Origin of the sequence: Acinetobacter sp. WU_MDCI_Abxc222, from assembly GCF_025514755.1 — a bacterium.
GTDB lineage: Bacteria > Pseudomonadota > Gammaproteobacteria > Pseudomonadales > Moraxellaceae > Acinetobacter > Acinetobacter geminorum.
The window spans coordinates 22,417-44,013 of record NZ_JAHPVG010000004.1 but is presented as its reverse complement, the minus strand read 5'-3'; the positions used below and the strand labels follow the sequence as shown (position 1 = coordinate 44,013).

The 21,597-nt window shown below is 39.5% G+C and carries 25 protein-coding genes; 21 read left to right on the top strand and 4 right to left on the bottom strand.

The annotated features are described in order from the left end of the window. Positions 1-9 precede the first annotated feature (9 nt). Entirely contained in the window at positions 10-783 is a 774-nt protein-coding gene (locus KTJ10_RS08160; protein ID WP_017399923.1) for an SDR family oxidoreductase, read from the bottom strand. Positions 784-895: 112 nt separating this feature from the next. Between KTJ10_RS08160 and mazG the strand changes: the two genes are divergently transcribed. From mazG to yjgA, 9 genes are all read left to right on the top strand, one after another. Then, positions 896-1,702: a nucleoside triphosphate pyrophosphohydrolase gene (gene mazG, locus KTJ10_RS08155; RefSeq protein WP_262441766.1), complete on the top strand. Its 807-nt coding sequence runs from the start codon at positions 896-898 to the stop codon at positions 1,700-1,702. Beyond that, a complete protein-coding gene (locus KTJ10_RS08150; protein WP_199984130.1) occupies positions 1,671-2,075 on the top strand; it encodes a ComEA family DNA-binding protein in 405 nt (134 codons plus the stop codon). The genes mazG and KTJ10_RS08150 overlap by 32 nt, the downstream gene beginning before the upstream one ends. Before the next feature lie 125 nt (positions 2,076-2,200). Beyond that, positions 2,201-3,664 carry a polynucleotide adenylyltransferase PcnB gene (gene pcnB, locus KTJ10_RS08145; RefSeq protein WP_002117192.1) on the top strand — a complete coding sequence of 488 codons (1,464 nt, stop codon included), beginning with the start codon at positions 2,201-2,203 and terminating at the stop codon, positions 3,662-3,664. Next, on the top strand, positions 3,661-4,143 hold the full coding sequence (gene folK, locus KTJ10_RS08140; protein ID WP_068612360.1) for a 2-amino-4-hydroxy-6-hydroxymethyldihydropteridine diphosphokinase: 483 nt from the start codon (positions 3,661-3,663) through the stop codon (positions 4,141-4,143). Before pcnB ends, folK begins: the two co-directional genes overlap by 4 nt. A gap of 45 nt (positions 4,144-4,188) precedes the next feature. After that, positions 4,189-4,998 (top strand): 3-methyl-2-oxobutanoate hydroxymethyltransferase, encoded by an 810-nt coding sequence (gene panB / locus KTJ10_RS08135; protein ID WP_002117298.1) that lies wholly within the window; start codon positions 4,189-4,191, stop codon positions 4,996-4,998. Between the two features lie 3 nt (positions 4,999-5,001). Then, positions 5,002-5,850 carry a pantoate--beta-alanine ligase gene (gene panC, locus KTJ10_RS08130; RefSeq protein ID WP_002117191.1) on the top strand — a complete coding sequence of 283 codons (849 nt, stop codon included), beginning with the start codon at positions 5,002-5,004 and terminating at the stop codon, positions 5,848-5,850. A gap of 23 nt (positions 5,851-5,873) precedes the next feature. Then, entirely contained in the window at positions 5,874-6,725 is an 852-nt protein-coding gene (gene rapZ / locus KTJ10_RS08125; protein WP_005066272.1) for an RNase adapter RapZ, read from the top strand. Continuing rightward, on the top strand, positions 6,722-6,991 hold the full coding sequence (locus KTJ10_RS08120; protein WP_000567533.1) for an HPr family phosphocarrier protein: 270 nt from the start codon (positions 6,722-6,724) through the stop codon (positions 6,989-6,991). Before rapZ ends, KTJ10_RS08120 begins: the two co-directional genes overlap by 4 nt. Positions 6,992-6,993: 2 nt before the next feature. Beyond that, the gene (gene yjgA / locus KTJ10_RS08115) at positions 6,994-7,530 is read left to right on the top strand and encodes a ribosome biogenesis factor YjgA (RefSeq protein WP_002117241.1); all 537 of its coding nucleotides are present in this window, start codon (positions 6,994-6,996) and stop codon (positions 7,528-7,530) included. A 45-nt stretch (positions 7,531-7,575) separates the two neighbouring features. Here yjgA and KTJ10_RS08110 read toward each other — a convergent pair whose 3' ends face one another. Then, the gene (locus KTJ10_RS08110; RefSeq protein WP_262441765.1) at positions 7,576-9,213 is read right to left on the bottom strand and encodes an acyl-CoA synthetase; all 1,638 of its coding nucleotides are present in this window, start codon (positions 9,211-9,213) and stop codon (positions 7,576-7,578) included. 393 nt (positions 9,214-9,606) lie between these two features. Between KTJ10_RS08110 and thrS the strand changes: the two genes are divergently transcribed. The 4 genes from thrS (at position 9,607) to KTJ10_RS08090 (ending at position 13,419) form a co-directional block, all read left to right on the top strand. Beyond that, positions 9,607-11,529 carry a threonine--tRNA ligase gene (gene thrS / locus KTJ10_RS08105; RefSeq protein WP_002117224.1) on the top strand — a complete coding sequence of 641 codons (1,923 nt, stop codon included), beginning with the start codon at positions 9,607-9,609 and terminating at the stop codon, positions 11,527-11,529. A 5-nt stretch (positions 11,530-11,534) separates the two neighbouring features. Continuing rightward, positions 11,535-12,086, top strand: a complete 552-nt coding sequence (infC, locus tag KTJ10_RS08100; protein ID WP_075383312.1) for a translation initiation factor IF-3 — start codon at positions 11,535-11,537, stop codon at positions 12,084-12,086. Positions 12,087-12,313: 227 nt separating this feature from the next. After that, positions 12,314-12,934 carry a glutathione S-transferase N-terminal domain-containing protein gene (locus tag KTJ10_RS08095; protein ID WP_033849283.1) on the top strand — a complete coding sequence of 207 codons (621 nt, stop codon included), beginning with the start codon at positions 12,314-12,316 and terminating at the stop codon, positions 12,932-12,934. A gap of 56 nt (positions 12,935-12,990) precedes the next feature. Next, positions 12,991-13,419, top strand: coding sequence for a YqaA family protein (locus tag KTJ10_RS08090; protein WP_086264976.1), 429 nt, complete (start codon positions 12,991-12,993; stop codon positions 13,417-13,419). A gap of 40 nt (positions 13,420-13,459) precedes the next feature. Here KTJ10_RS08090 and nreB read toward each other — a convergent pair whose 3' ends face one another. Next, positions 13,460-14,710, bottom strand: coding sequence for a nickel resistance MFS transporter NreB (gene nreB / locus KTJ10_RS08085; protein ID WP_262441764.1), 1,251 nt, complete (start codon positions 14,708-14,710; stop codon positions 13,460-13,462). Between the two features lie 38 nt (positions 14,711-14,748). Between nreB and KTJ10_RS08080 the strand changes: the two genes are divergently transcribed. From KTJ10_RS08080 to KTJ10_RS08060, 5 genes are all read left to right on the top strand, one after another. Further along, positions 14,749-14,961 carry a hypothetical protein gene (locus tag KTJ10_RS08080; protein WP_262441763.1) on the top strand — a complete coding sequence of 71 codons (213 nt, stop codon included), beginning with the start codon at positions 14,749-14,751 and terminating at the stop codon, positions 14,959-14,961. Then, the gene (gene rpmI, locus KTJ10_RS08075) at positions 14,949-15,143 is read left to right on the top strand and encodes a 50S ribosomal protein L35 (protein WP_002054552.1); all 195 of its coding nucleotides are present in this window, start codon (positions 14,949-14,951) and stop codon (positions 15,141-15,143) included. The genes KTJ10_RS08080 and rpmI overlap by 13 nt, the downstream gene beginning before the upstream one ends. Positions 15,144-15,154: 11 nt before the next feature. After that, positions 15,155-15,514: a 50S ribosomal protein L20 gene (rplT, locus tag KTJ10_RS08070; RefSeq protein WP_000124858.1), complete on the top strand. Its 360-nt coding sequence runs from the start codon at positions 15,155-15,157 to the stop codon at positions 15,512-15,514. A gap of 91 nt (positions 15,515-15,605) precedes the next feature. Continuing rightward, positions 15,606-16,163, top strand: coding sequence for an NADAR family protein (locus KTJ10_RS08065; RefSeq protein ID WP_262441762.1), 558 nt, complete (start codon positions 15,606-15,608; stop codon positions 16,161-16,163). A gap of 57 nt (positions 16,164-16,220) precedes the next feature. Then, positions 16,221-16,724, top strand: a complete 504-nt coding sequence (locus tag KTJ10_RS08060) for a GNAT family N-acetyltransferase (RefSeq protein ID WP_032062459.1) — start codon at positions 16,221-16,223, stop codon at positions 16,722-16,724. Between the two features lie 3 nt (positions 16,725-16,727). On the opposite strand, the gene KTJ10_RS08055 is transcribed toward KTJ10_RS08060, so the two are convergent. Further along, positions 16,728-17,720, bottom strand: coding sequence for a hypothetical protein (locus KTJ10_RS08055; RefSeq protein ID WP_262441855.1), 993 nt, complete (start codon positions 17,718-17,720; stop codon positions 16,728-16,730). A gap of 158 nt (positions 17,721-17,878) precedes the next feature. Here KTJ10_RS08055 and pheS point away from each other — a divergent pair, with 158 nt between their 5' ends. From pheS to KTJ10_RS08040, 3 genes are read left to right on the top strand one after another with little or no spacing between them, the layout of a single operon-like run. After that, entirely contained in the window at positions 17,879-18,859 is a 981-nt protein-coding gene (gene pheS, locus KTJ10_RS08050; RefSeq protein WP_199992604.1) for a phenylalanine--tRNA ligase subunit alpha, read from the top strand. A 32-nt stretch (positions 18,860-18,891) separates the two neighbouring features. Continuing rightward, the gene (pheT, locus tag KTJ10_RS08045) at positions 18,892-21,273 is read left to right on the top strand and encodes a phenylalanine--tRNA ligase subunit beta (RefSeq protein ID WP_262441761.1); all 2,382 of its coding nucleotides are present in this window, start codon (positions 18,892-18,894) and stop codon (positions 21,271-21,273) included. Further along, complete coding sequence (locus tag KTJ10_RS08040; protein ID WP_000126166.1) at positions 21,270-21,566, top strand: integration host factor subunit alpha; 297 nt, start codon at positions 21,270-21,272, stop codon at positions 21,564-21,566. The genes pheT and KTJ10_RS08040 overlap by 4 nt, the downstream gene beginning before the upstream one ends. The last annotated feature ends 31 nt before the right edge of the window (positions 21,567-21,597 follow it).

Genomic DNA, 21,597 nt, shown 5'->3' with positions numbered 1-21,597 from the left:
TATTGCAAATTACTTTCTAGATAAATAAATATTGGTGAGTCGATTTAGAAATTGTGGGCTCAACGTTGATAGTTGATAAAGCAGTTTGGTTTTTATACCCACTGGAGTGTGGGTAGGTGTCCAAAAATGAGCCTTTTTCTCTACAAGCGTAAGCACCTGCTGAGCAATATCATTTGGGGTTAAATCTATCCCCATATTTTGAATAGTACCTGCATCCATATTGTTAACCATTGCAGTTTGTACAAATAGCGGCATCACATCTAAAACGCGAATACCATATTTTTTCCATTCCACATCCAAACCCTCAGTAATTCCACGAACTGCAAATTTACTAGCAGAATAAGAAATCAAATCAGCTTGCCCATAAATTGCAGAGGCTGAAGAGAGGTTGATAACGCGTGCAAAAGACGCTTGCTTTAAGTAGGGTAGAGCAGCGTGACAGCCATTGATTACGCCGTTTACATTAATATTTATTGTTCTTTGGTGAGCTTTAATATCAGTTGTTTCAAATGCACCAGAATATAAAATACCGGCATTATTTACTAAGATATTAAGTTCACCAGCCCATTCGGTAAATTCTTTTAATATGTGTTGCCACTGGCTGTAGTCACTTACATCTAGATAGCCGGCACGGGCATTTGGCCCTAAGTCATTTGCTAGTTCCTGAGCAAGCGATTCATTAATATCATAAATGCCTACTTTATATCCTTGTTTGTAGAATACGCGTGCAATTTCAGCCCCAATACCTTGAGCGGCACCACTAATCAGAATACTGTATCTCATCTTTTTTCTCTTTGTCAGTACAATAGTGCGACTGATTTAATCGCTTTGATTTTGATCATAACAAATTAAAATCTTAGTTTGACTGACCGACTTTTTAAACTTGAGGGTTACCATGGATAAATTGCTTAAAATCATGCAAGAGTTACGTGAAAAATGTCCGTGGGATCAACAACAAACCCCAATGTCACTGACTAAATATGCGATTGAAGAAGCATATGAGGTCGAGGCGGCCATCCGCCAAGGCGATATTAATGAAATTAGAAATGAACTAGGCGATTTGTTATTACAGGTTGTGTTTCAATCACAAATGTTTAGTGAGCAAGGCGCTTTTAACTTTCAAGATGTTGTTGAGGCAATAAGTGAAAAGTTAATACGCCGTCATCCCCATGTTTTTCAGACAGATCAATTTAATAATTTAACACCAGAACAAGTAAGTGAGCTTTGGAAGCAAATTAAGCAACAAGAAAAACAAGGCAAGCCGCAATCAAGATTAGATGAAATTAAACATGGGCCAGCCCTGTTACAGGCACAAGAAATTCAAGCAAATGTAGCTAAGGTTGGGTTTGATTTCGAAACGGTAGAAGATGCTTATGAAAAACTAGAAGAAGAGTTGGATGAGTTTAAGCAAGCCCTAAAAAATAAAAATATTGATGAAATTCAAGACGAATTTGGAGATTGCCTGTTTTCATTAGTCAATGTTGGACGTAAACTTGCGATTTCAAGTGAAACATCACTTTTATCGACAATACATAAATTTAGAAGCCGTTTTGCTTTTATTGAAGATCAAGCGCAAAAACAGCAAAGAACATTAGAGGACATGACCCTGTCTGAAATGGATGAATTGTGGAATCAGGCAAAGCGGCAGTTAAAGTTAGGGGAAAAAACACATGCAGCTCAGCATGAATCTTTGGAAGAATAAGCACAATATTTTCATTGTTTTATTTTGGAGCCTGATTTCTTCAACCTTTGTTCAGGCTCAATCTTTTGATCAAAATTTTAAGGAGTGGAAGACTAAACAGCAGAGGTATGATCAGAAGTTGAGCATGCAGCACTCCTCTCATTCTAACAGTCCAAAAAGTTCAGTTATGACTGATTCGTCAGGGCAAATTCACTTGAATCAAGCCAATATTGATGAGCTCCAAAAGCTAAAAGGTATTGGTGAGAAAAAGGCTCAGGCAATTGTGGAATACCGTCAAAAGAATGGTGGCTTTAAAAATATTGATGAATTTAAAAACGTAAAGGGCATTGGTCCAGCCATTTTTGAAAAGAATAAAACGCGTTTGACTTTATAAATCATCTGTCTGTCAATTATCATTTCATGCGCAAACTACAGAGAATCAAATTGCCCTTTGTGTGCGTTAGAGCTATGATTAGCGACAACTTGTTATTTACGTCCTGACGTAGGAGACAGCGTCTTTTGCAAACCTTGCGAGCGTCAAAATGTGGTTTGTCCACAGCCCAACTTCCTTCTTCGATTTTAGATGTGATCGATAGCCTGACTAAAGCTGGCTATGAAGCTTATATTGTTGGGGGTGGTGTCCGTGATTTAATGCTAGGGCTTAATCCTAAAGATTTCGATGCAGTCACTAATGCAACACCTTCCCAGATTAAAGAAGTTTTTGGTCGACGCTGTCGAATCATTGGCCGTCGATTTGAATTAGCACATGTCTATTCAGGGCGTGAGCTTATTGAAGTTGCAACTTTCCGTGCTCCTCCAAAAAAAGCAGTCACCAGTGCTTCAGGCATGATTTTACGTGACAATAACTGGGGAACCATCGAACAAGACTTTGCTCGCCGTGATTTTTCAATCAATACGCTATATTACCAACCGCGTAAGAGTATTGTGCTTGATTTCTGCAAAGCAATTGACGATGTAAAAAATAAAACTCTACGTTTATTGGGCGATCCAGCACAGCGCTTCGAAGAAGACCCTGTGCGTATGCTGCGGACTTTACGTTTTGCAGCGAAGTTAAATTTTAAAATTGATTCAGATATTCTCGATATATTTGATGCAGAGATGACGCAACTATTGCGTGATGTTTCTCCGCATCGTTTATATGATGAATCTCAGAAGCTCTTTACAATGGGACATTTGGCGCGTGTTTTGCCAATGTTGATTGAGTTTGGTGTTTGGAAACAACTTTTTGCCGATATTCAGCCTAACCTCACTCCATTTATTTTAAGAGCAGCAAAGAATACAGATCAGCGTATTCAAGTGGGTAAAACAATCAACCCTGCATTTTTCTATGCAGTCTTATTGTGGCAACCATTTTTAGAGCGTTGTGAATTTTATTTATCTAAAGGTGTGGTACCAGCTGAAGCGCGTGCACAAGCTGGTTTAGATGTCTTAAAACGTCAGGCAACACGCACTGTGATTCCTCGTTTTGCAGAAACTTTTATTCGTGAAGTTTGGGAAATGCAGACCCGTTTGCTTAATCCGAAACCACAGCAAATTGAAGCATTGGCTGGACATGCGCGTTTCCGTGCTGGTTTTGACTTCTTGTTACTTCGTGAAAAGTCAGGTGATGACACGACACAGGGAATGGGAAGCTGGTGGGAAGCCTACCAAGAAATGTCGAATGACGAAAAAGAAGCTGCAATTAGCCAGTACAATCGTCAGAAAGCTAGAAACCGTCGTAAAGCCGTTGCTGAACCTGTTGAAAACAATAAAGTTGAGACGGAAATCGAACCTTTGGTTGATATTCCTGAACCACGCAGCCGTCGTGGGAAAAAAGAACGTGCTCGACAAGAACAATCGATGGGTCGTTTCGTTGAAAAAGCCTCTGCTTCAGAAGCTGGGGTGATGAGCGACCATCCGATTTTGAAGCGTAAGCGAGTACAACGCGATTTAAGCCAAGTTATTTTTGGGCCAACGCAATGACAACGAAGACCTATATTGGTTTAGGAAGTAATTTGGGTGATTCGCGCCAAATCTTATCTGAAGCCATTGCTAAGCTTAAAACTTTAGGTGCAGTGAAAGTTTCTAAACTTTATCAAAGTCCACCTATGGGGCCTCAAGATCAACCAAATTATTTAAATGCAGTTGCAGAGCTAAATACAGATCTCATGCCTTTAGATTTGTTAGACCAGTTACAGCGATTTGAGCAAGAAGCTGGTCGTGTACGCCTTCGTCGTTGGGGAGAGCGTACCTTAGATCTAGATTTGCTTATATATGGTGATGAAAAAATTCAAAATGAGCGCTTAACTGTGCCACACATTGGAATTCTAGAGCGAGATTTCGTTGTAATTCCATTATTAGATTTAGACGCTGATTTACATATTAACGATCAGCCACTTAAAAATTTAGAACTCATACAGCAGCCTACGCTGACTGTACTTGCTGATGAGTCTTGGGCTTAAAGCCTGACTTATTACGTTCTGCAAACTCCTGTAGAGGATACCATCATGATTAGTCTAAGTGACTTAAGAAAATTTAAAGCCGAAGGACGTAAGTTCTCTTGTCTAACTTGTTACGATGCGAGTATGGCAAAAGCAATGGAACTTGCTGAAATTGATACAATCTTAATTGGTGATTCTCTTGGAATGGCAATTCAAGGTCGTGACTCAACTTTACCTGTAACTGTTGAGGACATGGCTTATCATACGGCGGCGGTGCGTCGCGGTAACCAGCATGCTTTGATTATGACTGACTTACCATTTATGAGTTATGCCACCTTAAATGATGCTTTGCAAAACGCAAGAACAGTTATGCAAGCTGGTGCCCAGATGATCAAAATCGAAGGCGGCGCTTGGCTAAGTGAAACTGTACAAGTGTTAACTCGTAATGGTGTACCTGTGTGCGTACATTTAGGTTTAACTCCTCAATCTGTACATGTATTTGGCGGTTACAAATTACAAGCTAAAACACGTGAAGCAGCTGATCAACTTATTGCTGACTGTACGGCAGTGGTTGAAGCGGGTGCGGCAGTTCTATTGCTTGAATGTGTTCCTGCTCAGTTGGGACAAGAAATTGCTGAACTATTTCCAAATACACCTGTGATTGGTATTGGTGCGGGTAATGCGACTGATGGTCAGGTACTTGTAGTACAGGATATGTTGGGTTTAACTTTTGGTCGAGTTGCGCGTTTTGTCCGTAACTTTATGAAAGAACAATCTGGTGAAACAGCAATCCTAGATGCTTTTAAAGCTTTTCATGCTGCTGTGCAGGACCAGTCATTTCCAGCCAAAGAACATACTTTCCACGTTGAGCTGTAATTCATGAAAACAGAAACCACCATACAAGGTCTTGCAGCTTCTTTAAATCCTGCTAGAGCTGCGCGTAAAATTATTGGTTTTGTCCCAACCATGGGAAATCTACATGAAGGACATCTCACACTTGTTCGTGAAGCGAAAAAGTTATGTGATGTTGTGGTTGTTAGTATCTTCGTAAATCCAACTCAATTTGGACCGGGTGAAGATTTTGACAACTATCCTCGTACTTTAGAACAAGATAGTCGTCTATTAGCCGATGTTGGTTGTGACATTATTTTTGCACCATCAGTCGAGCAAATGTACGGTACTCAGCCACGTTTAACCAATATAAGTGTTAGCCAAATTACTGATGCTTTATGTGGTAGTTCACGTCCTGGGCATTTTGATGGCGTAGCTTTGGTGGTCACCAAACTCTTTAATATTGTGCAACCTAACTATGCTTTCTTTGGTCAAAAAGATTACCAACAGTTAGCAGTGATTCGCCAGTTTGTACAAGATTTAAATATCCCGCTAGAAGTAATTGGTGTGCCAATTGTTCGTGCAGCAGATGGCTTAGCTCTTAGTTCAAGAAATGGTTATTTAAGTCCAGAGCAACGTCAGGTCGCTCCGGTTATTTATCAAAGTTTAAAGCAAGCTGAGCAGCAGTTACATCAAGGCAAAGATCTACAACAAGTTTTAGAAGATATCAAAACTCAGTTGACAGATAATGGGTTTGTTGTGGATTATGTCGAAGCTCGTCAGTCAAATCTGTTACCTGCTACTCAGTTTGATCGTGATATTGTGTTATTCATCGCGGCAAAATTGGGTGCAACTCGTTTGATTGATAATTTAGAAGTTGCCTTTACACCCCAATAAACAGATCAAAGGACAGCCATGCCATGAAGCGTATACTTATCGTGACAGGACAGTCTGGTTCAGGAAAATCTTCGGCTCTCCAAGTGTTAGAAGATTTGGGCTATTACTGTATTGATAATTTGCCTTTGGCATTGCTGCCCGAAATTGTGGCAAAGCTAGATCATGAAAATAATCTAGAGCAGTTGGCATTAGGTGTGGATGTTCGAAGCACTCGTGCAGATATGCAAGAGTTCGATCATGTTTTTGAGCAACTACAAAAACATGGCACAGTTGATGTGATTTATCTGACTACGCAAGATCAGGATTTGATCGCACGTTTTAGTGCATCACGTCGTCCGCATCCATTAGCCAATCGTTTTAAAAGTCTGTTGCAATGTATTCATGAAGAAAAGCAGTTACTGCTGCCAATTCAGTTCCGCGCTACGGTTCATATTGATACAACGGATAAAAGTGTTCATGATTTAAAGCATATTTTACTGTCTAAATTGGGGCAGTCAGATAAGCTCATCGTGATATTGCAATCATTTGGATATAAACACGGCATTCCTTTAGATGCTGATTATGTTTTTGATGTACGGCATTTACCAAATCCGCATTGGGATTTAGAATTGAGACGGTTTTCTGGTTTGGATGAGCCAGTAAGACAATTTTTAGAAGCAAGTCCGCAAGCAAACGAAATGTTTGATGATATTCTTCACTTCTTAAAAAAATGGCTTCCAGCATTTGCTGAAGGACATCGTCACTATATGACGATTTCTATTGGTTGTACTGGTGGTCAACATCGTTCCGTTTATATCGTAGATAGACTAAAACAAGCACTTGAGGCAGAATGGTCTGTTCAGGTCTTACACAGAGAAATGAAGCACTGGTCATGATAGACACAACTGTTGATGTAATTAATAAACTCGGTTTACATGCTCGTGCATCAGGAAAACTGATAGAGGTTACTACAAAATTTCGTTCGTCGATCCAAATTGGAAAAGGCGATCATTTAGTAGATGCAAAAAATATTATGTCTTTGCTGATGTTGGGTGCCGGTAAAGGGACCACTTTACGATTGGTCATTGATGGTACCGACGAAGAGCAGGCATTAAATGAAGTACAGGCGTTATTCGCCGCAAAATTTTATGAGGCAGATTAATCGTGGCACGTCGTCCCCAACGTTATACTGAAGAAGATTTTGGCTCTTTAGAAGGACGTGCAAGTAAAACAGAACAGAAAAAAGCAGTTCAACGTATGGCTGCTTTAGGTGAGCAATTAGCACAACTTTCTGTTAAACAGATTCAAAAACTCCCAGTTGATGAACGTTTAATTGATGCGTTAATGGAAGTACAGAACATTAGTTCTTTTGAAGCTCGTCGTCGTCAGTTTCAACGTATTGGTAAATTATTGCGTAATGAAGATGAGACCGTTATTTTGTCTTATTTAACTCCGCAGCAAGGCGCAAAAAAGCAGGCTCAATTGATGCGTTGGGTTGATCGTATGATCGAACAAGGCGACCCTGCAATTAATGAATTTAGTAAAATTTATAATGCATCGGAGCGTCACACCTTGCGTCAGCATGTGTTGAGAATCAACCGTGATAAGAGTCAACAAGTGAGTGAGGCAGAGCTTGAGGCATCAAAAGGTAAATTTGTAAACTATGTGCAGCAAATTGCTCTATTGTCTGATCAAGGCTAAATGCTTTTCCATAAAAAGCGACGCTCAAGGCGTCGCTTTTTTTATTTATACATTTTCAGCCCGTTCTTTTGCCCATTCACGCAAGATAAATTTCTGTAATTTACCTGTAGATGTTTTTGGAATTTCTGTAATAACCACATCTTTAGGCACTTTAAAGCGCGCTAATTCTTTTTGGCAATGTGCAATAATTTCTTCAGGTGTTGCTGTAGTACCCATCTTTAATTCAATAAAAGCACATGGTACTTCTTGCCAACGTGCATCGGGTTTAGCGACTACCGCAGCAGTTAATACAGCAGGATGTTTATACAACACATCTTCTACTTCTAAAGATGAAATGTTTTCTCCACCTGAAATAATGATGTCTTTTGAACGATCAGTAATTTTTGCATAACCATCTGGGTGACAAACGGCTAAGTCGCCCGTGTGAAACCATCCGCCAGCAAAGGCTTCTTGAGTGGCTTTAGGATTCTTTAAATAGCCTTTCATGACAATATTGCCACGGAACATGATTTCTCCCATGGTTTGACCATCATTAGGCACAGGTTCCATAGTCTCGGGATCTAATACACGCATGCTGTCTTGTAATGGGTAGGGTACGCCTTGACGGGAATGAAGTTGGGCTTGTTCAGCAATTGATAGCTCATTCCATCCAGATTGAGAAGCGCATAGTGCAGAAGGCCCATAAGTTTCTGTTAAGCCATATACATGGTTTACGTTAATCCCCATGTTTCGCATCCCTTCAATAATGGCAACAGGTGGAGCTGCCCCAGCAACCATGACTTCAACATGGTGATCAAAGTTCGTTTGTTTTTCTTTAGGTAAGTTAAGAATCATTGAAAGAACAATAGGCGCACCACAGAAATAATCAACTTTATGGGCTGCAATCAATTGCATGACTAATTCTGGATCAACTTTGCGTAAACAAATATTGGTTCCACCACTTGCTGCTATGCTCCATGCAAAACACCAGCCATTACAATGAAAGAGGGGTAGTGTCCATAAATACACAGCACGCGGTTTCATTCCACAAGCCAAGATATTGCTTGCAGCGTTAAGATAAGCCCCGCGATGATGATAGACCACGCCTTTGGGATTACCTGTAGTGCCAGATGTGTAATTTAAGCTAATCGCATCCCATTCGTCTTTTGGTAAATGCCAAGAGAAGTTAATATCGCCTTGAGCGATCCACTCTTCATATTCAAAAGAACCTAAAAACTGATTTTCGCCTTCATATTCTGTATCAGCTACATCAATCACAATAATGTGTTGATTCGGAATAAGTGAGAGGGCCTCTCTTGCTAAATTCACAAATTCAGGGTCAACCAACAGTACTTTACTTTCAGCATGTTCCAACATGAAAGCGATTGTTTTTGCATCTAAACGTGTATTGAGAGTATTAAGTACCGCACCAGCCATAGGAACTGCAAAATGCGCTTCAATCATGGCTGGAATATTTGGCAATAAGACAGATACCGTATCATTTTTCTCAATTCCCAGTTGCTTGAGCTGAGATGCAAATTGGCAACAACGTTGGTAAGTTTCTTTCCATGAAATTTGGCGTTTACCATGAATAATCGAAGCTTGATTCGGGTAAATATAAGCCGCACGCTCTAGGTAGCGTAGAGGTGATAACGCAACAAAGTTTGCGGGTGTGCGTGGTAACTCATCATAAGCACTAACCATGTGAAACAACTCCGTGTTCTATTTTTAATTCATTCTTTGAAAATATGATTTAATATTAATCAAAGCATTTATGCTTTAGTCTTAAAGAACGACACCATCCAGTCAAAAAATGAGCAGAAATGCTATTTTCTTCATTTTAAACCACTTGTGTTAAACATGTTTAAAAATCATCTCAATATATTTTTTAAGTCATTTATTGCTGTTTACGCGATAAACAAAATGTATTTATGATTTTATGGACCCAAAGGTTTTCACATTGCTTGAACAAGTGTAAAATCTTTCAGGTTTTTTAACTTTGATTTACACCGTTTTTATATTTTGAGGTTCGCCTCGATCATAATCTCGCGGTGAAATGCTCCTTCGTATAGGGCATCACTCCTTAAGGATTTTTTTATGCCAATTATCACATTGCCAAATGGCGATCAAAAGAGTTTTGATCACGCTGTATCTGTTATGGAAGTTGCCCAAAGTATCGGGCCTGGTCTAGCAAAAAATACTGTTGCTGGCCGTGTAAATGATCGCTTAGTTGATGCATGTGACTTAATTACCGAAGATTCGACCTTACAAATTATCACTCCAAAAGATGAAGAAGGTCTTGAAATTATTCGCCATTCTTGTGCACACCTTGTAGGGCATGCTGTTAAACAGCTTTTCCCAGAAGCCAAGATGGTGATTGGTCCAGTCATTGAAGAAGGTTTTTACTACGACATCTGGATGCCACGTCCTTTTACCTTGGATGATATGGCAGCTATCGAAGAGCGTATGAAAAAGCTCATCGATCAAGATTACGATGTCGTTAAAAAAATGACACCACGTGATGAAGTTATTGCTGAATTTACTGCGCGTGGCGAAGAATATAAATTACGCTTGATTGCAGACATGCCTGAAGAAACACAAATGGGTTTGTACTACCATCAAGATTATTTGGATATGTGTCGTGGTCCACACGTACCGAATACCAAATTCTTAAAATCATTCAAGCTCACTAAAATCTCTGGTGCATACTGGCGCGGTGATGCGAAGAATGAACAGCTTCAACGTATTTATGGTACAGCATGGGCAGATAAGAAACAGCTTGCTGCGTACATTAAGCGTATTGAAGAGGCTGAAAAGCGCGACCATCGTAAAATTGGTAAAGCTTTAGACTTGTTCCATATGCAAGAAGAAGCACCAGGTATGGTGTTCTGGCATCCAAACGGTTGGACGATTTACCAAGTTCTTGAACAATACATGCGTAAAGTTCAGCAAGACAACGGTTACCTTGAGATTAAAACACCACAAATTGTAGACTTTACATTGTGGGAAAAATCAGGTCATGCGGCGAACTACGCTGACAACATGTTTACGACTCATTCTGAAAATCGTAATTATGCCGTTAAGCCAATGAACTGCCCATGTCACGTGCAAGTTTTCAACCAAGGTTTGAAGTCTTACCGTGATCTACCGATTCGTTTAGCAGAGTTTGGTTCTTGTCATCGTAACGAACCATCAGGTTCTTTACACGGCATTATGCGTGTACGTGGCTTTACACAAGATGACGCACACATCTTCTGTACTAAAGAACAGATCGGTCAAGAAGTTGCTGACTTTATTAAGCTGACTTTAGAAGTTTATAAAGATTTTGGCTTTGAAGAAGTGCAAATGAAACTTTCTACACGTCCAGAAAAACGTGTGGGTGATGATGCGCTTTGGGATATGGCTGAAAAATCTTTAGCAGATGCTTTAGATGCGGCGGGTCTGGAATGGGAATTACAACCTGGTGAAGGCGCGTTCTATGGTCCGAAAATTGAATTCTCATTGAAAGACTGTCTCGGACGTGTATGGCAGTGTGGTACTATTCAGTGTGACTTCAACTTACCAGAACGTTTAGATGCGTCTTATGTGACTGAAGACAATGATCGTGATCAGCCTGTGATGTTGCATCGTGCAATTCTTGGCAGTTTTGAGCGTTTTATTGGTATACTAATTGAACACTACGCTGGTTTCATGCCACCTTGGTTGTCGCCGTTACAAGCATGTGTCATGAATATTACCGACTCTCAAGCTGAAGCTTGTGAGAAAGTCGTAGCAAAACTCAAAGAAAATGGCCTTCGTGCTATTTCTGACTTGAGAAATGAAAAAATCGGATTTAAGATTCGTGAGCGTACTCTAGAGCGTATTCCTTACCTATTAGTTCTTGGTGATCGAGAAGTTGAAGAAGGTACAGTGAATGTGCGTACCCGCTCAGGAAAAAATTTAGGTACTATGTCAGTAGATGCATTCATTGACTTAGTGAAGTCTGCCGTCGCCGAACGTGGCCGGTATATTGTGGAGTAAGAAAGATTAAACAGCCTGACCGTAACCAACAACAAGGTGCAAAAAGCAACCGTCCAGCAATTAACGACGAGATCCGTGCAAAAGAAGTACGCCTCGTTGGCGCTGACGGTGAGCAAAAAGGAATTGTTTCATTAAATGAAGCACTGCGCGCTGCTGAAGAGGCAGATCTTGACCTAGTTGAGATCGTTGCAAACGCCGAGCCGCCTGTTTGTAAAATTATGGATTACAACAAGCACTTGTTTGACCTTAAGCAGAAGCAAAAAGATGCGAAGAAAAAACAGCATCAAGTGCAAGTGAAGGAAATCAAACTGCGCCCTGCAACTGATGTTGGTGATTATCAAGTTAAGCTTCGTGCTATTTTGAAATTCCTTGAAGAAGGAAACAAAGTGAAAATCACTTTACGTTTCCGTGGTCGTGAAATGGCTCACCAACAACTTGGCTTAGCTCAATTACAAAAAATTGAAGCAGATGTCGCTGAGTTTGGGGTTGTGGAACAAGCACCTAAAATGGAAGGCCGTCAAATGGGTATGTTACTTGGACCGAAAAAGAAAAAGTAATACTCAAAAAAAGCACTGCAAAAGCAGTGCTTTTTTATATCCTCATCATAATAAAAAAGATGATTAAATTTTCTTTGTTCAGTTTTCTTTAAGACAATTGCGATATCTTTTAAAAGAAATTCAATTCTTGAATTTTATGTATTTTTTAGTGTTGGAAACCTCATCGTTTCTCTTAAAACATGCTATAACGCAAGATGCAGTCATGATAACGATGAATAGGAAATAGAATGATTGATCTCTATTATTGGGGAACTCCCAATGGACATAAAATCACAATTGCCTTAGAAGAAATGGGACTGGATTATACTCTTTACCCCATCAATATTTTAGAAAATGATCAATTTCAACCAGACTTTCTGAGAATTTCTCCAAATAATAAAATTCCGGCAATTGTTGACCAAGATGGACCACGTGGTGAGCCAATTTCAATATTTGAATCAGGCGCTATTTTGCAATATTTAGGTCGGAAAACTGGATTATTTTATCCAGCAGATGAGCAAGAGCGAGTTGAAGTTGAACAATGGCTCATGTGGCAAATGGGTGGGCTAGGACCTATGCTTGGGCAGAATCATCATTTTAACCGCTTTGCACCAGAAAAAATTCCATACGCTATAGACCGCTATGTAAATGAGACTAAACGTTTATATGGCGTTTTGAATAAACAGCTCATTGGTCAGAAATTTGTTGCAGGTGAATACTCGATTGCTGATATGGCAATTTTACCTTGGATCTTGCGCTATGAATGGCAGGGTATCCAATTAGAGGATTACCCTTATGTCCAAGAATACATTGTTCGCTTAACGGCACGTCCTGCGATTCAAAAAGCATTGTCTATTAAAGTAGCTTGATTTTTGCGTGGATTTAATAAATGTTTAAAGCAAAAAGTCATTTGGTTTGATGAGTTATGCTGAGTTACTTTTTGCTTTTTTTAAGTGCTTTTGGGGCGGCCACATTATTACCGTTACAATCAGAAGCTGTGCTCGCTACCTTATTATTAAAAAAAGAACACTCAGCTTTTCTTCTCATTTCTATTGCCACTTTCGGAAATGTACTGGGCTCGTGTGTGAACTGGTGGCTTGGTTTAAAAATAGAGAAGTTTAAACACAAAAAGTGGTTCCCAGTTTCTGAAAAACGCTTAGAACAAGCTCAGCGTTTTTATCATAAGTATGGGTTTTATTCGCTGCTTCTAAGTTGGACACCTGTGATTGGTGACCCACTTACTTTAGTTGCGGGCTTATTCAAAGAAAATTTTTGGCGCTTTTTAATTATAGTTTTGATTGCTAAAGCAGGACGCTATATTTTTATTTATTGGATGATTACAGATTTTATTTAAGATAAAAGCATCCGAAGATGCTTCTATTAAAACGATTTAATTAGTCTTCTGAGCTTTTAGTAATATCGACTTTAAATAGATCATTGGTTTTTAGCCAACAGAAGGTGACTACTGCAAGTGTCATACAACCACCAAAAATGGTCGCTGCAATCGTTCCTAAATATTTAGCTGCCAACCCTGACTCAAATGCACCAAGCTCATTACTTGATGAGACGAACATCCCGTTTACGGCAGCAACGCGTCCACGCATATTTTCTGGCGGAAAAATTTGCAAAATGGTTTGTCTAACCACAACTGAAATGCTGTCACAAGCACCTGTCATAGCCAACGCAAATAGTGATAACCACATGTTATTTGAGAACGCGAAAAGAATCGTGAAAACACCAAATCCTGCAACAGCAAGTAGCATGTTACGCCATGCATGCTGAGTTGGTGGGAAGCGAGTCAAAGCAATCATAGTGACGAGCGCTCCAATAGATGGCGCCGCACGCAAATATCCCAGTCCTTCTGGGCCGACTTTCAAGATATCTTCTGCGAAAATTGGTAATAATGCGATGACCCCACCAAATAAAACAGAAGCTAAATCAAGAGAAATTGCCCACAGAACAATTTTAGTTTTCCAGATAAAACGGAAACCATCTCCTAAACTTTCTAAAACATTAGCAGTTTCAATTTTAGGAAAACTACGCTTATGCAATAGGTTAATTAAGATAAAACAAATACTAAGTAAAACTGCAACACTAAATAGACTTGTTTCTCGGCCTAAATAAGCAAGCATGAAACCACCAAGCATTGGCCCGATAATTACACCACTTTGCCAACCGATTGTCGTCCATGTTGCACCATTTGCATACAGTTCACGAGGTATCAAAAATGGTTTTAAAGACGTTGCGGAAGGATTGTAAAAGCCACGAATTGTACCCAAACCAAAAATAACAGCATAAATACCCCATGAAAGGAAATTTACGCTGATATGACCTAGACCATGCAGATGGAACAGCGACCATAGTACTAAAGGAAGAGGAACCGAGAAAAATAAACAGATTTTCATAATAATCTGTTTATTAAACCGATCTGCAAAATAGCCACCCCAAAGAGAAAGAGCAATAAAAGGAATGGCTTCTGCAAGTCCTATTAAACCTAGAGTCAGAGGATCTTTGGTGATTTGATAGAGTGAGTAAGCAACAATAATTTCTTGAATCAGAATTGCTAAAGTTAAGCAAAATTGATTAATCGTAACAATTGAGAAATCTCTGTGGCGTAAGGCAGCAAATGCATCATGTTTCTGCATTAGGAATATCGTATGTTGATAATTTGATCGTATTATAAATGGAAAAAAGCGCAGGTGCTTTATTTATTATTGATATTGCTAACACGGTGGAAGGCGAAAAAGTCTTTATTTGCATCATAAAAACAGTAACTAATAGTTTTAATTTTAGTCAGCATACTATAAAATACGCGCTTCCTTACCTGCAGGTCGATTTTGCAATGGTGCGATCGTGCCGAACAGGTGCCCAAAAGAGGTTACTATGGCTAAGTTAAAAACTCGCCGTGGTGCAGCTAAACGCTTCAAAGCGACTGCAAACGGTTTTAAGCGCAAACAAGCATTCAAGCGCCACATTTTGACCAAAAAATCTGCTAAACGTATCCGTCAATTACGCGGCTGTGTAATGGTTCATGTTTCTGACATGAATTCAGTTCGTCGTATGTGCCCATACATCTAAGGAGATTATAAATGGCTCGTGTAAAACGTGGTGTAGTGGCTCATCGTCGTCACAAAAAAATTCTTGCTCGCGCTAAAGGTTACTACGGTGCTCGTTCACGCGTTTACCGCGTAGCGTTCCAAGCGGTAATCAAAGCTGGTCAATACGCTTACCGTGACCGCCGTCAAAAGAAACGTCAATTCCGTGCTCTATGGATTGCGCGTATCAATGCTGGTGCTCGTCAAAACGGTTTGTCTTACAGCCGTATGATCGATGGCTTGAAAAAAGCTCAAGTGATCATCGACCGTCGCGTATTAGCTGACATCGCTATGCATGATGCAGTAGCATTTGCTGCTTTAGCTGAAAAAGCTAAAGGTGCATTAGCTGCATAAGCTTAGAGATTCAAAGAAAGACCGCTTTTTAGCGGTCTTTTTTATTTTTAGTGGTTCTATTTTAAAAAGAGATAACAATCAGAGATAAAAGATGAAAGACAAAAAATTTCTAAATGATTTAATTCAAAAAGTACAGCAAGGTCACCAGTTCAAATATTTATATTTCTGGGGGCATACTCCTAAGAAAGCTGATGTTGTTGATAAGAGTTGTTTTAGTCAGTGGTTTCCTGCGCAATTTGAAGTAGAGGGTATTAAATACTTTACTGCTGAACACTATATGATGGCGCAAAAAGCAAAATTATTTAATGATGAAGAAATTTTTGCACGAATTTTGCAAGTTAAACATCCTAATGAAGCGAAACAGCTAGGTCGTAAAGTGCGTAATTATGATGAACAGGTATGGCAAGAAAAGCGTTTTGACATTGTGGTGCGAGCAAACTCTGCTAAATTCTCTCAGCATTCGGAATTGAAAAAATTCTTATTGGCAACGAAAGATCGTATTTTGGTTGAAGCATCTCCAGTCGATAAAATTTGGGGAATTGGTATGGCACAAGATCATCCACATATTCAAGATCCATCTCTATGGCAAGGACTAAATTTGTTGGGTTTTGCTTTAATGCATGTTCGAGAGCTACTTTTACCTGAGTAGGTTGGTGTGAGACCAATCAATACTTCACTTTAAAAATAGTGGTGTGAGGGAAGTGAATTGAAATCATTAAATGACATGGATATTCGTATAGCATCACTTAAGGATGCATTATCTATTGCGGAAGTACATGTACAGGGCTGGAAAGAAACCTATACAGGTATAATTAAGCAAGAAATATTAGATGAGCTTAAAGTACTAGATAAAGAACAATTATGGAAAGAAATAGCCCAAAGCCCTGATCATAAGTTATTTGTCTATACTGAAAATGGGTTCGTGAAAGGCTTTCTCGATGGTTATTTGAATCCAGAGAATAATATTGCTGAAATTATGGCTTTTTATCTTTTAAAAGAGGTTCAAAAGCAAAGCATTGGACGTGAGTTATTTCAAAAGTTCTACCAATGTGCTTTAAATCAAGGATACAGTTTTATTCGCTTAGAAGTCTTTAATAAAAATCCAAGTCGTTTCTTCTACGAAAAAATGGGAGCTAAATTAATTGGGGAAACCGAACTACCTGAGTTCGGCCCCGAAATAACAGAGTTATTTTATCAATGGGAACTCTAATCTTTAAAGACCAAAATAATAAGCCAAAGCACAAATAATAATTGTCAAAACAATCAGCTTAATAACGCCTAAACCATTGCCTTTATGGTGGTGAGACTTAAGATGCTGTGGATTTTCATTTGATTGTTCAAATGGAGAAGGTTTAACTACAGGCACCATCTGAGCTGTCTGATAATGGTTGGCAACTTTCACAATAAGCTTGGCGAACAAATCATCAGTTTTTTGTGTAAAGTTTCTTAGGTTGATGAGCTGTTCTTGATCTAGTTCTTCTCCTAAAGGATCATTTGCAAGGCGTTTCTTTTGTTCTAAATAATTGGCTAATGCTTGTGTACGAGATAAAAGTTGATGAGCATAATCTGCGGGATAATTCTCTGGAATTAATGCGAGTTTTGGCTCTAAGCTTTTAATATTTGTCCCATCAAAAACAGCTTTTTGAAATTCTGGTTCCTCAAAGCCTGCTGCGTACTTACTCTGGAATAATTCACTATCCATAAAATCGGCTATTTCTTGCCATGGCGGATTTTTTAAATCAACTTCAATTTTTTTTGATAATTTTTCATTGAGTTCAAAACGCCAGAAAGTTTCTAAACGAAGCTCACAGGTTTGTGAGGCAGGGGCTTCGAATTCGTTATCATTGTTATACCATTCGGCAAGCTCATGGCCAAAAATCCATGCAAACTTCTTATCGTTTTGATGACTCACAATAAAATGAGTATAAGGTAAGAGCTCGACATTGCTATTCGGATTTTGCTCTTCATTGAGAAGGCTTGATAAATGTAAGCTAAGCTTTATGGTGCCTTGTTTTTTTAATGCTTCTAGCCAAACTTGGAAGTGTTGAGCCAATAAATGCTGAGAATTTAAGTCACGAAACTGAAAACTATGATGGTCGAAAATATGATGTTGTCGCCATTGGTTAAAGCTTAAATTCTGACGGAGGTATTCATTACCATATGTCACAAGCGTAAGTTGTTGTTTCCAAATCTGATTAAGCGCCATAATAGTTGATCTCATTGACGATGCTATTATCTTATACGTTTTGTCTTTTTGTTGCCTAATACATTTTTCATGATGGATAAACTTCATCAATTCGATGAAAAACTGTTAGAATGCAGTGTTTTATTATATTTTTTAAATTTGTTGCTTTGAGAGTTAATATGTCACTGGAAGCCCTGACCACAGAAGCGCTTGCTGCCATTGCAGCAGCTCAAGACCTTGTTGCACTTGATCAGGTGCGTGTGCAATTTACAGGGAAAAAAAGCCAGCTTGCAGAACAATCGAAAGCATTAGGGAAAATGGACCCTGAAGAACGTAAAGTACAAGGTGCTGCGATTCATGCTGTTCGAGAAACAATTAATACTGCATTAACAGAACGTCAAGCGGCACTACAACAGGCAGCACTTGCACAAAAGCTAGCAAGTGAAACGATTGATATTACATTGCCGGGCCGTGGTCAGCGTATTGGTACAGTCCACCCTGTTACTCAGGTACAAGAGCGAATTTGCCAGTTCTTTACTAAAGCTGGTTTTACAGTTGCAACTGGTCCAGAAGTTGAAGATGACTATCACAATTTCGAAGCATTAAATATTCCTGGTCACCATCCAGCACGTGCTATGCATGATACTTTCTACTTTGATGCCACTCACTTGCTACGTACGCATACCTCTGGGGTACAGATTCGTACGATGGAGACGAGTGAGCCACCAATTCGTATCGTATGTCCTGGCCGTGTTTACCGTTGTGATTCGGATCAAACGCATTCGCCAATGTTCCATCAGATCGAAGGTTTATACGTTGCTGAGAACACCAGCTTTGCTGAATTAAAAGGTTTATTGATTAACCTACTGAATGAATTTTTTGAGAAAGATTTAAAAGTACGTTTCCGCCCATCATATTTCCCATTTACAGAGCCTAGTGCAGAAGTGGATATCATGGATGAGCGTGGACGTTGGTTAGAAGTATTAGGCTGTGGCATGGTACATCCAAATGTATTAAGTGCTGCGGGTATTGATCCTGATAAATACAAAGGCTTTGCTTTTGGTTTAGGGGTAGAGCGTTTTGCAATGTTGCGTTATGGCATTAATGATTTGCGTATGTTCTATCAAAATGATGTGCGTTTCTTACGCCAATTTGCCTAACAATTTTTCAGGATTAAAAAAGGTTTATAAAGATGAAGATTAGCGAAAATTGGCTACGCACATGGGTTAACCCAGCAATTGATAGTGAGACATTGTCTGATCAGTTAACTATGCTTGGGCTTGAAGTTGACGAGCTTGCACCTGTTGCTAAGCCATTTACTGGCGTTGTGGTCGGCGAAGTTTTAACAGTTGAGCAACACCCTGATGCAGACCGTCTGCGTGTAACAACAGTTAATATTGGTTCGGGTGAGCCTTTACAAATTGTTTGTGGGGCACCAAATGTCCACGCTGGAATGAAAGCGCCTGTTGCAACTATTGGTGCTGTATTACCGGGTGATTTTAAAATCAAAAAAGGTAAACTTCGTGGAGTTGAGTCACAAGGCATGCTTTGTGGTGCTTCTGAAATTGATCTTGAAGATAAGGTCGATGGTTTGCTCGAACTACCAGCTGATGCTCCAGTAGGAGTAAACATTCGTGAATACTTAAAACTTGATGATAACGTCATCGATATCAGTATTACTCCAAACCGTGGTGATTGTTTCAGTATCCGTGGTATCGCACGTGAGATTGCAGTAATTAACAAACTGCAAATGAATGAACCTGAAATCAAATCAGTTGATGCGACAATTGCTGATGAGAAGAAAGTAGTGATCAGCACTGAAGGTGCGCCACGCTACTTAGGGCGTGTAATTAAAAACGTTAATGTAAAAGCTGCTACTCCTGAGTGGATGGAGCAGGCTTTAGCACGTTCAGGAATTCGCACGCACAGTATTTTGGTTGATGTGACGAACTATGTCCTCATGGAATTGGGTCAGCCAATGCATGCTTTCGATTTAGCTAAAATCGAAGGGACTATACATGTGCGTCAAGCTCAGCCACAAGAAAAATTACAACTCCTTAATGATCAAGAAGTTGAATTGCAAGAAGATATCATGGTGATTGCTGATGACCAGAAAGCTTTGGCAATTGCTGGAATTATGGGTGGTTTAGCATCAAGCGTAACTGATGATACAACTGATATTTTCCTAGAAAGTGCTTTCTTCGCACCACTTGCGATTGCTGGACGTGCTCGTCGTTTTGGCTTGCATACTGATTCTTCACAGCGTTATGAACGTGGTGTAGATTTTGAATTGCCGTTAATTGCGATGAACCGTGCTTCGCAGCTTATTCAAGAGTTGGCAGGTGGTGAATTTGGTCCAATTACTGTTGCTGAAAAAACTGATCTACTTCCTAAGCGTGAAGCAATTGAACTGAAACAAGCTCAGGTAGACCAATTGTTGGGATATCAAGTTGCGGGTGAGTTCATTGCAGATGCTTTAACTCGACTAGGGTGTGAAGTAACTATTAAAGCTGAAGGTGAATGGAGTGTAGTACCTCCATCACATCGCTATGATATGGCTATTTATCAAGACTTAATTGAAGAAGTGGCACGTATTGATGGTTATGACAATATCCAAATTAGCTTACCAAGCATGGATGTTCAATTAGCTAAATATCAAGACCGTTTTGAAATTGCAGAGTTACGTCAAACTATCGTGACTTTAGGCTATCAAGAAGCAATTAGTTTTAGTTTTGCTGATGCAAAACTTGAAAAGCAATTGAACCCGCAAGTAAATCCGTTAATGCTAGCAAATCCAATTTCAAGTGATTTGGCTGCAATGCGTAGTACTCTACTTTCAAGTTTAATCCCTTGCGTACAATATAATCTCAACCGTCAACAAAGTCGTGTTCGTTTCTTTGAATTAGGACTTCGTTTTGATTATCAAAATGCTAAAAGTATTGAAGATCTAAAACAGATTCCGACTTTAGCTCTAGTGGCAGTTGGCTCGCAACAACCAGAATCTTGGCATGTGAAGCCTCAACCAATGGATTTCTTTGACTTCAAAGGAGAGATTGAAGAGATTTTAGCTGCTGGTCGTGTCAAAGTTGAATATGTACGTTCAGAGCGTGCATGGTTGCATCCAGGGCAGTCTGCTGAAATTTTAGTTGATGGACAATCAATTGGTTACTTAGGCCGCCTGCATCCATCTTTAGAAAATGAGCTAGATTTGAGCACAACTTGGGTTGCTGAGCTTGATCAAACAGCCGTTTTGCAATCTTATGTATCTAATTTTACAGAATTATCACGTTTTCCTTCGATTAGACGTGATATTGCGCTTTTAATCTCTGATAATATAAATGTTAGAGATATTCAGCAGTTAATCGAAAAAACTGGTGGAGAGCTTTTAGACTCTACGTGGTTATTCGATGTGTATACGGGGCAGGGTGTCGAAGAAGGTAAGCGCTCATTGGCGTTTGCATTATTATGGCAACATCCTTCACGTACGCTTGAAGATGCTGAAATTAAATCTGGTATGGACAATATAATCCAAGTGTTGGAAAACACTTATCAAGCGACATTGAGGGCCTCATGACAGCATTAACTAAAGCAGACATGGCTGATCATTTAAGTGAGTTAACCAGCTTAAATCGCCGTGAAGCAAAACAAATGGTCGAGTTGTTCTTCGACGAGATTAGCCAAGCGCTTATTGCAGGGGAGCAGGTTAAGCTTTCTGGTTTTGGTAATTTCGAGTTAAGAGATAAACGCGAACGCCCAGGACGTAACCCTAAGACAGGTGAAGAAATTCCAATTTCGGCACGTAGAGTAGTGACCTTCAGGGCGGGTCAGAAGTTTAGACAACGTGTTGGAAATGAGCAGATCGATTGATCTGCTTTTTTTATATTTATATTTAAGATAG

Bases quoted from the DNA above. Each gene is read 5' to 3' on its own strand.
- KTJ10_RS08110 (WP_262441765.1), bottom strand. From the start codon at position 9,213: ATGGTTAGTGCTTATGATGAGTTACCACGCACACCCGCAAACTTTGTT.
- KTJ10_RS08040 (WP_000126166.1), top strand. From the start codon at position 21,270: ATGACAGCATTAACTAAAGCAGACATGGCTGATCATTTAAGTGAGTTA.
- rplT (WP_000124858.1), top strand. From the start codon at position 15,155: ATGGCTCGTGTAAAACGTGGTGTAGTGGCTCATCGTCGTCACAAAAAA.
- mazG (WP_262441766.1), top strand. From the start codon at position 896: ATGGATAAATTGCTTAAAATCATGCAAGAGTTACGTGAAAAATGTCCG.
- KTJ10_RS08120 (WP_000567533.1), top strand. From the start codon at position 6,722: ATGATAGACACAACTGTTGATGTAATTAATAAACTCGGTTTACATGCT.
- pheS (WP_199992604.1), top strand. From the start codon at position 17,879: ATGTCACTGGAAGCCCTGACCACAGAAGCGCTTGCTGCCATTGCAGCA.
- KTJ10_RS08080 (WP_262441763.1), top strand. From the start codon at position 14,749: ATGGAAAAAAGCGCAGGTGCTTTATTTATTATTGATATTGCTAACACG.
- KTJ10_RS08150 (WP_199984130.1), top strand. From the start codon at position 1,671: ATGCAGCTCAGCATGAATCTTTGGAAGAATAAGCACAATATTTTCATT.
- KTJ10_RS08055 (WP_262441855.1), bottom strand. From the start codon at position 17,720: ATGGCGCTTAATCAGATTTGGAAACAACAACTTACGCTTGTGACATAT.
- panC (WP_002117191.1), top strand. From the start codon at position 5,002: ATGAAAACAGAAACCACCATACAAGGTCTTGCAGCTTCTTTAAATCCT.
- thrS (WP_002117224.1), top strand. From the start codon at position 9,607: ATGCCAATTATCACATTGCCAAATGGCGATCAAAAGAGTTTTGATCAC.
- pheT (WP_262441761.1), top strand. From the start codon at position 18,892: ATGAAGATTAGCGAAAATTGGCTACGCACATGGGTTAACCCAGCAATT.
- rpmI (WP_002054552.1), top strand. From the start codon at position 14,949: ATGGCTAAGTTAAAAACTCGCCGTGGTGCAGCTAAACGCTTCAAAGCG.
- KTJ10_RS08065 (WP_262441762.1), top strand. From the start codon at position 15,606: ATGAAAGACAAAAAATTTCTAAATGATTTAATTCAAAAAGTACAGCAA.
- KTJ10_RS08095 (WP_033849283.1), top strand. From the start codon at position 12,314: ATGATTGATCTCTATTATTGGGGAACTCCCAATGGACATAAAATCACA.
- nreB (WP_262441764.1), bottom strand. From the start codon at position 14,710: ATGCAGAAACATGATGCATTTGCTGCCTTACGCCACAGAGATTTCTCA.
- panB (WP_002117298.1), top strand. From the start codon at position 4,189: ATGATTAGTCTAAGTGACTTAAGAAAATTTAAAGCCGAAGGACGTAAG.
- KTJ10_RS08090 (WP_086264976.1), top strand. From the start codon at position 12,991: ATGCTGAGTTACTTTTTGCTTTTTTTAAGTGCTTTTGGGGCGGCCACA.
- folK (WP_068612360.1), top strand. From the start codon at position 3,661: ATGACAACGAAGACCTATATTGGTTTAGGAAGTAATTTGGGTGATTCG.
- rapZ (WP_005066272.1), top strand. From the start codon at position 5,874: ATGAAGCGTATACTTATCGTGACAGGACAGTCTGGTTCAGGAAAATCT.
- KTJ10_RS08160 (WP_017399923.1), bottom strand. From the start codon at position 783: ATGAGATACAGTATTCTGATTAGTGGTGCCGCTCAAGGTATTGGGGCT.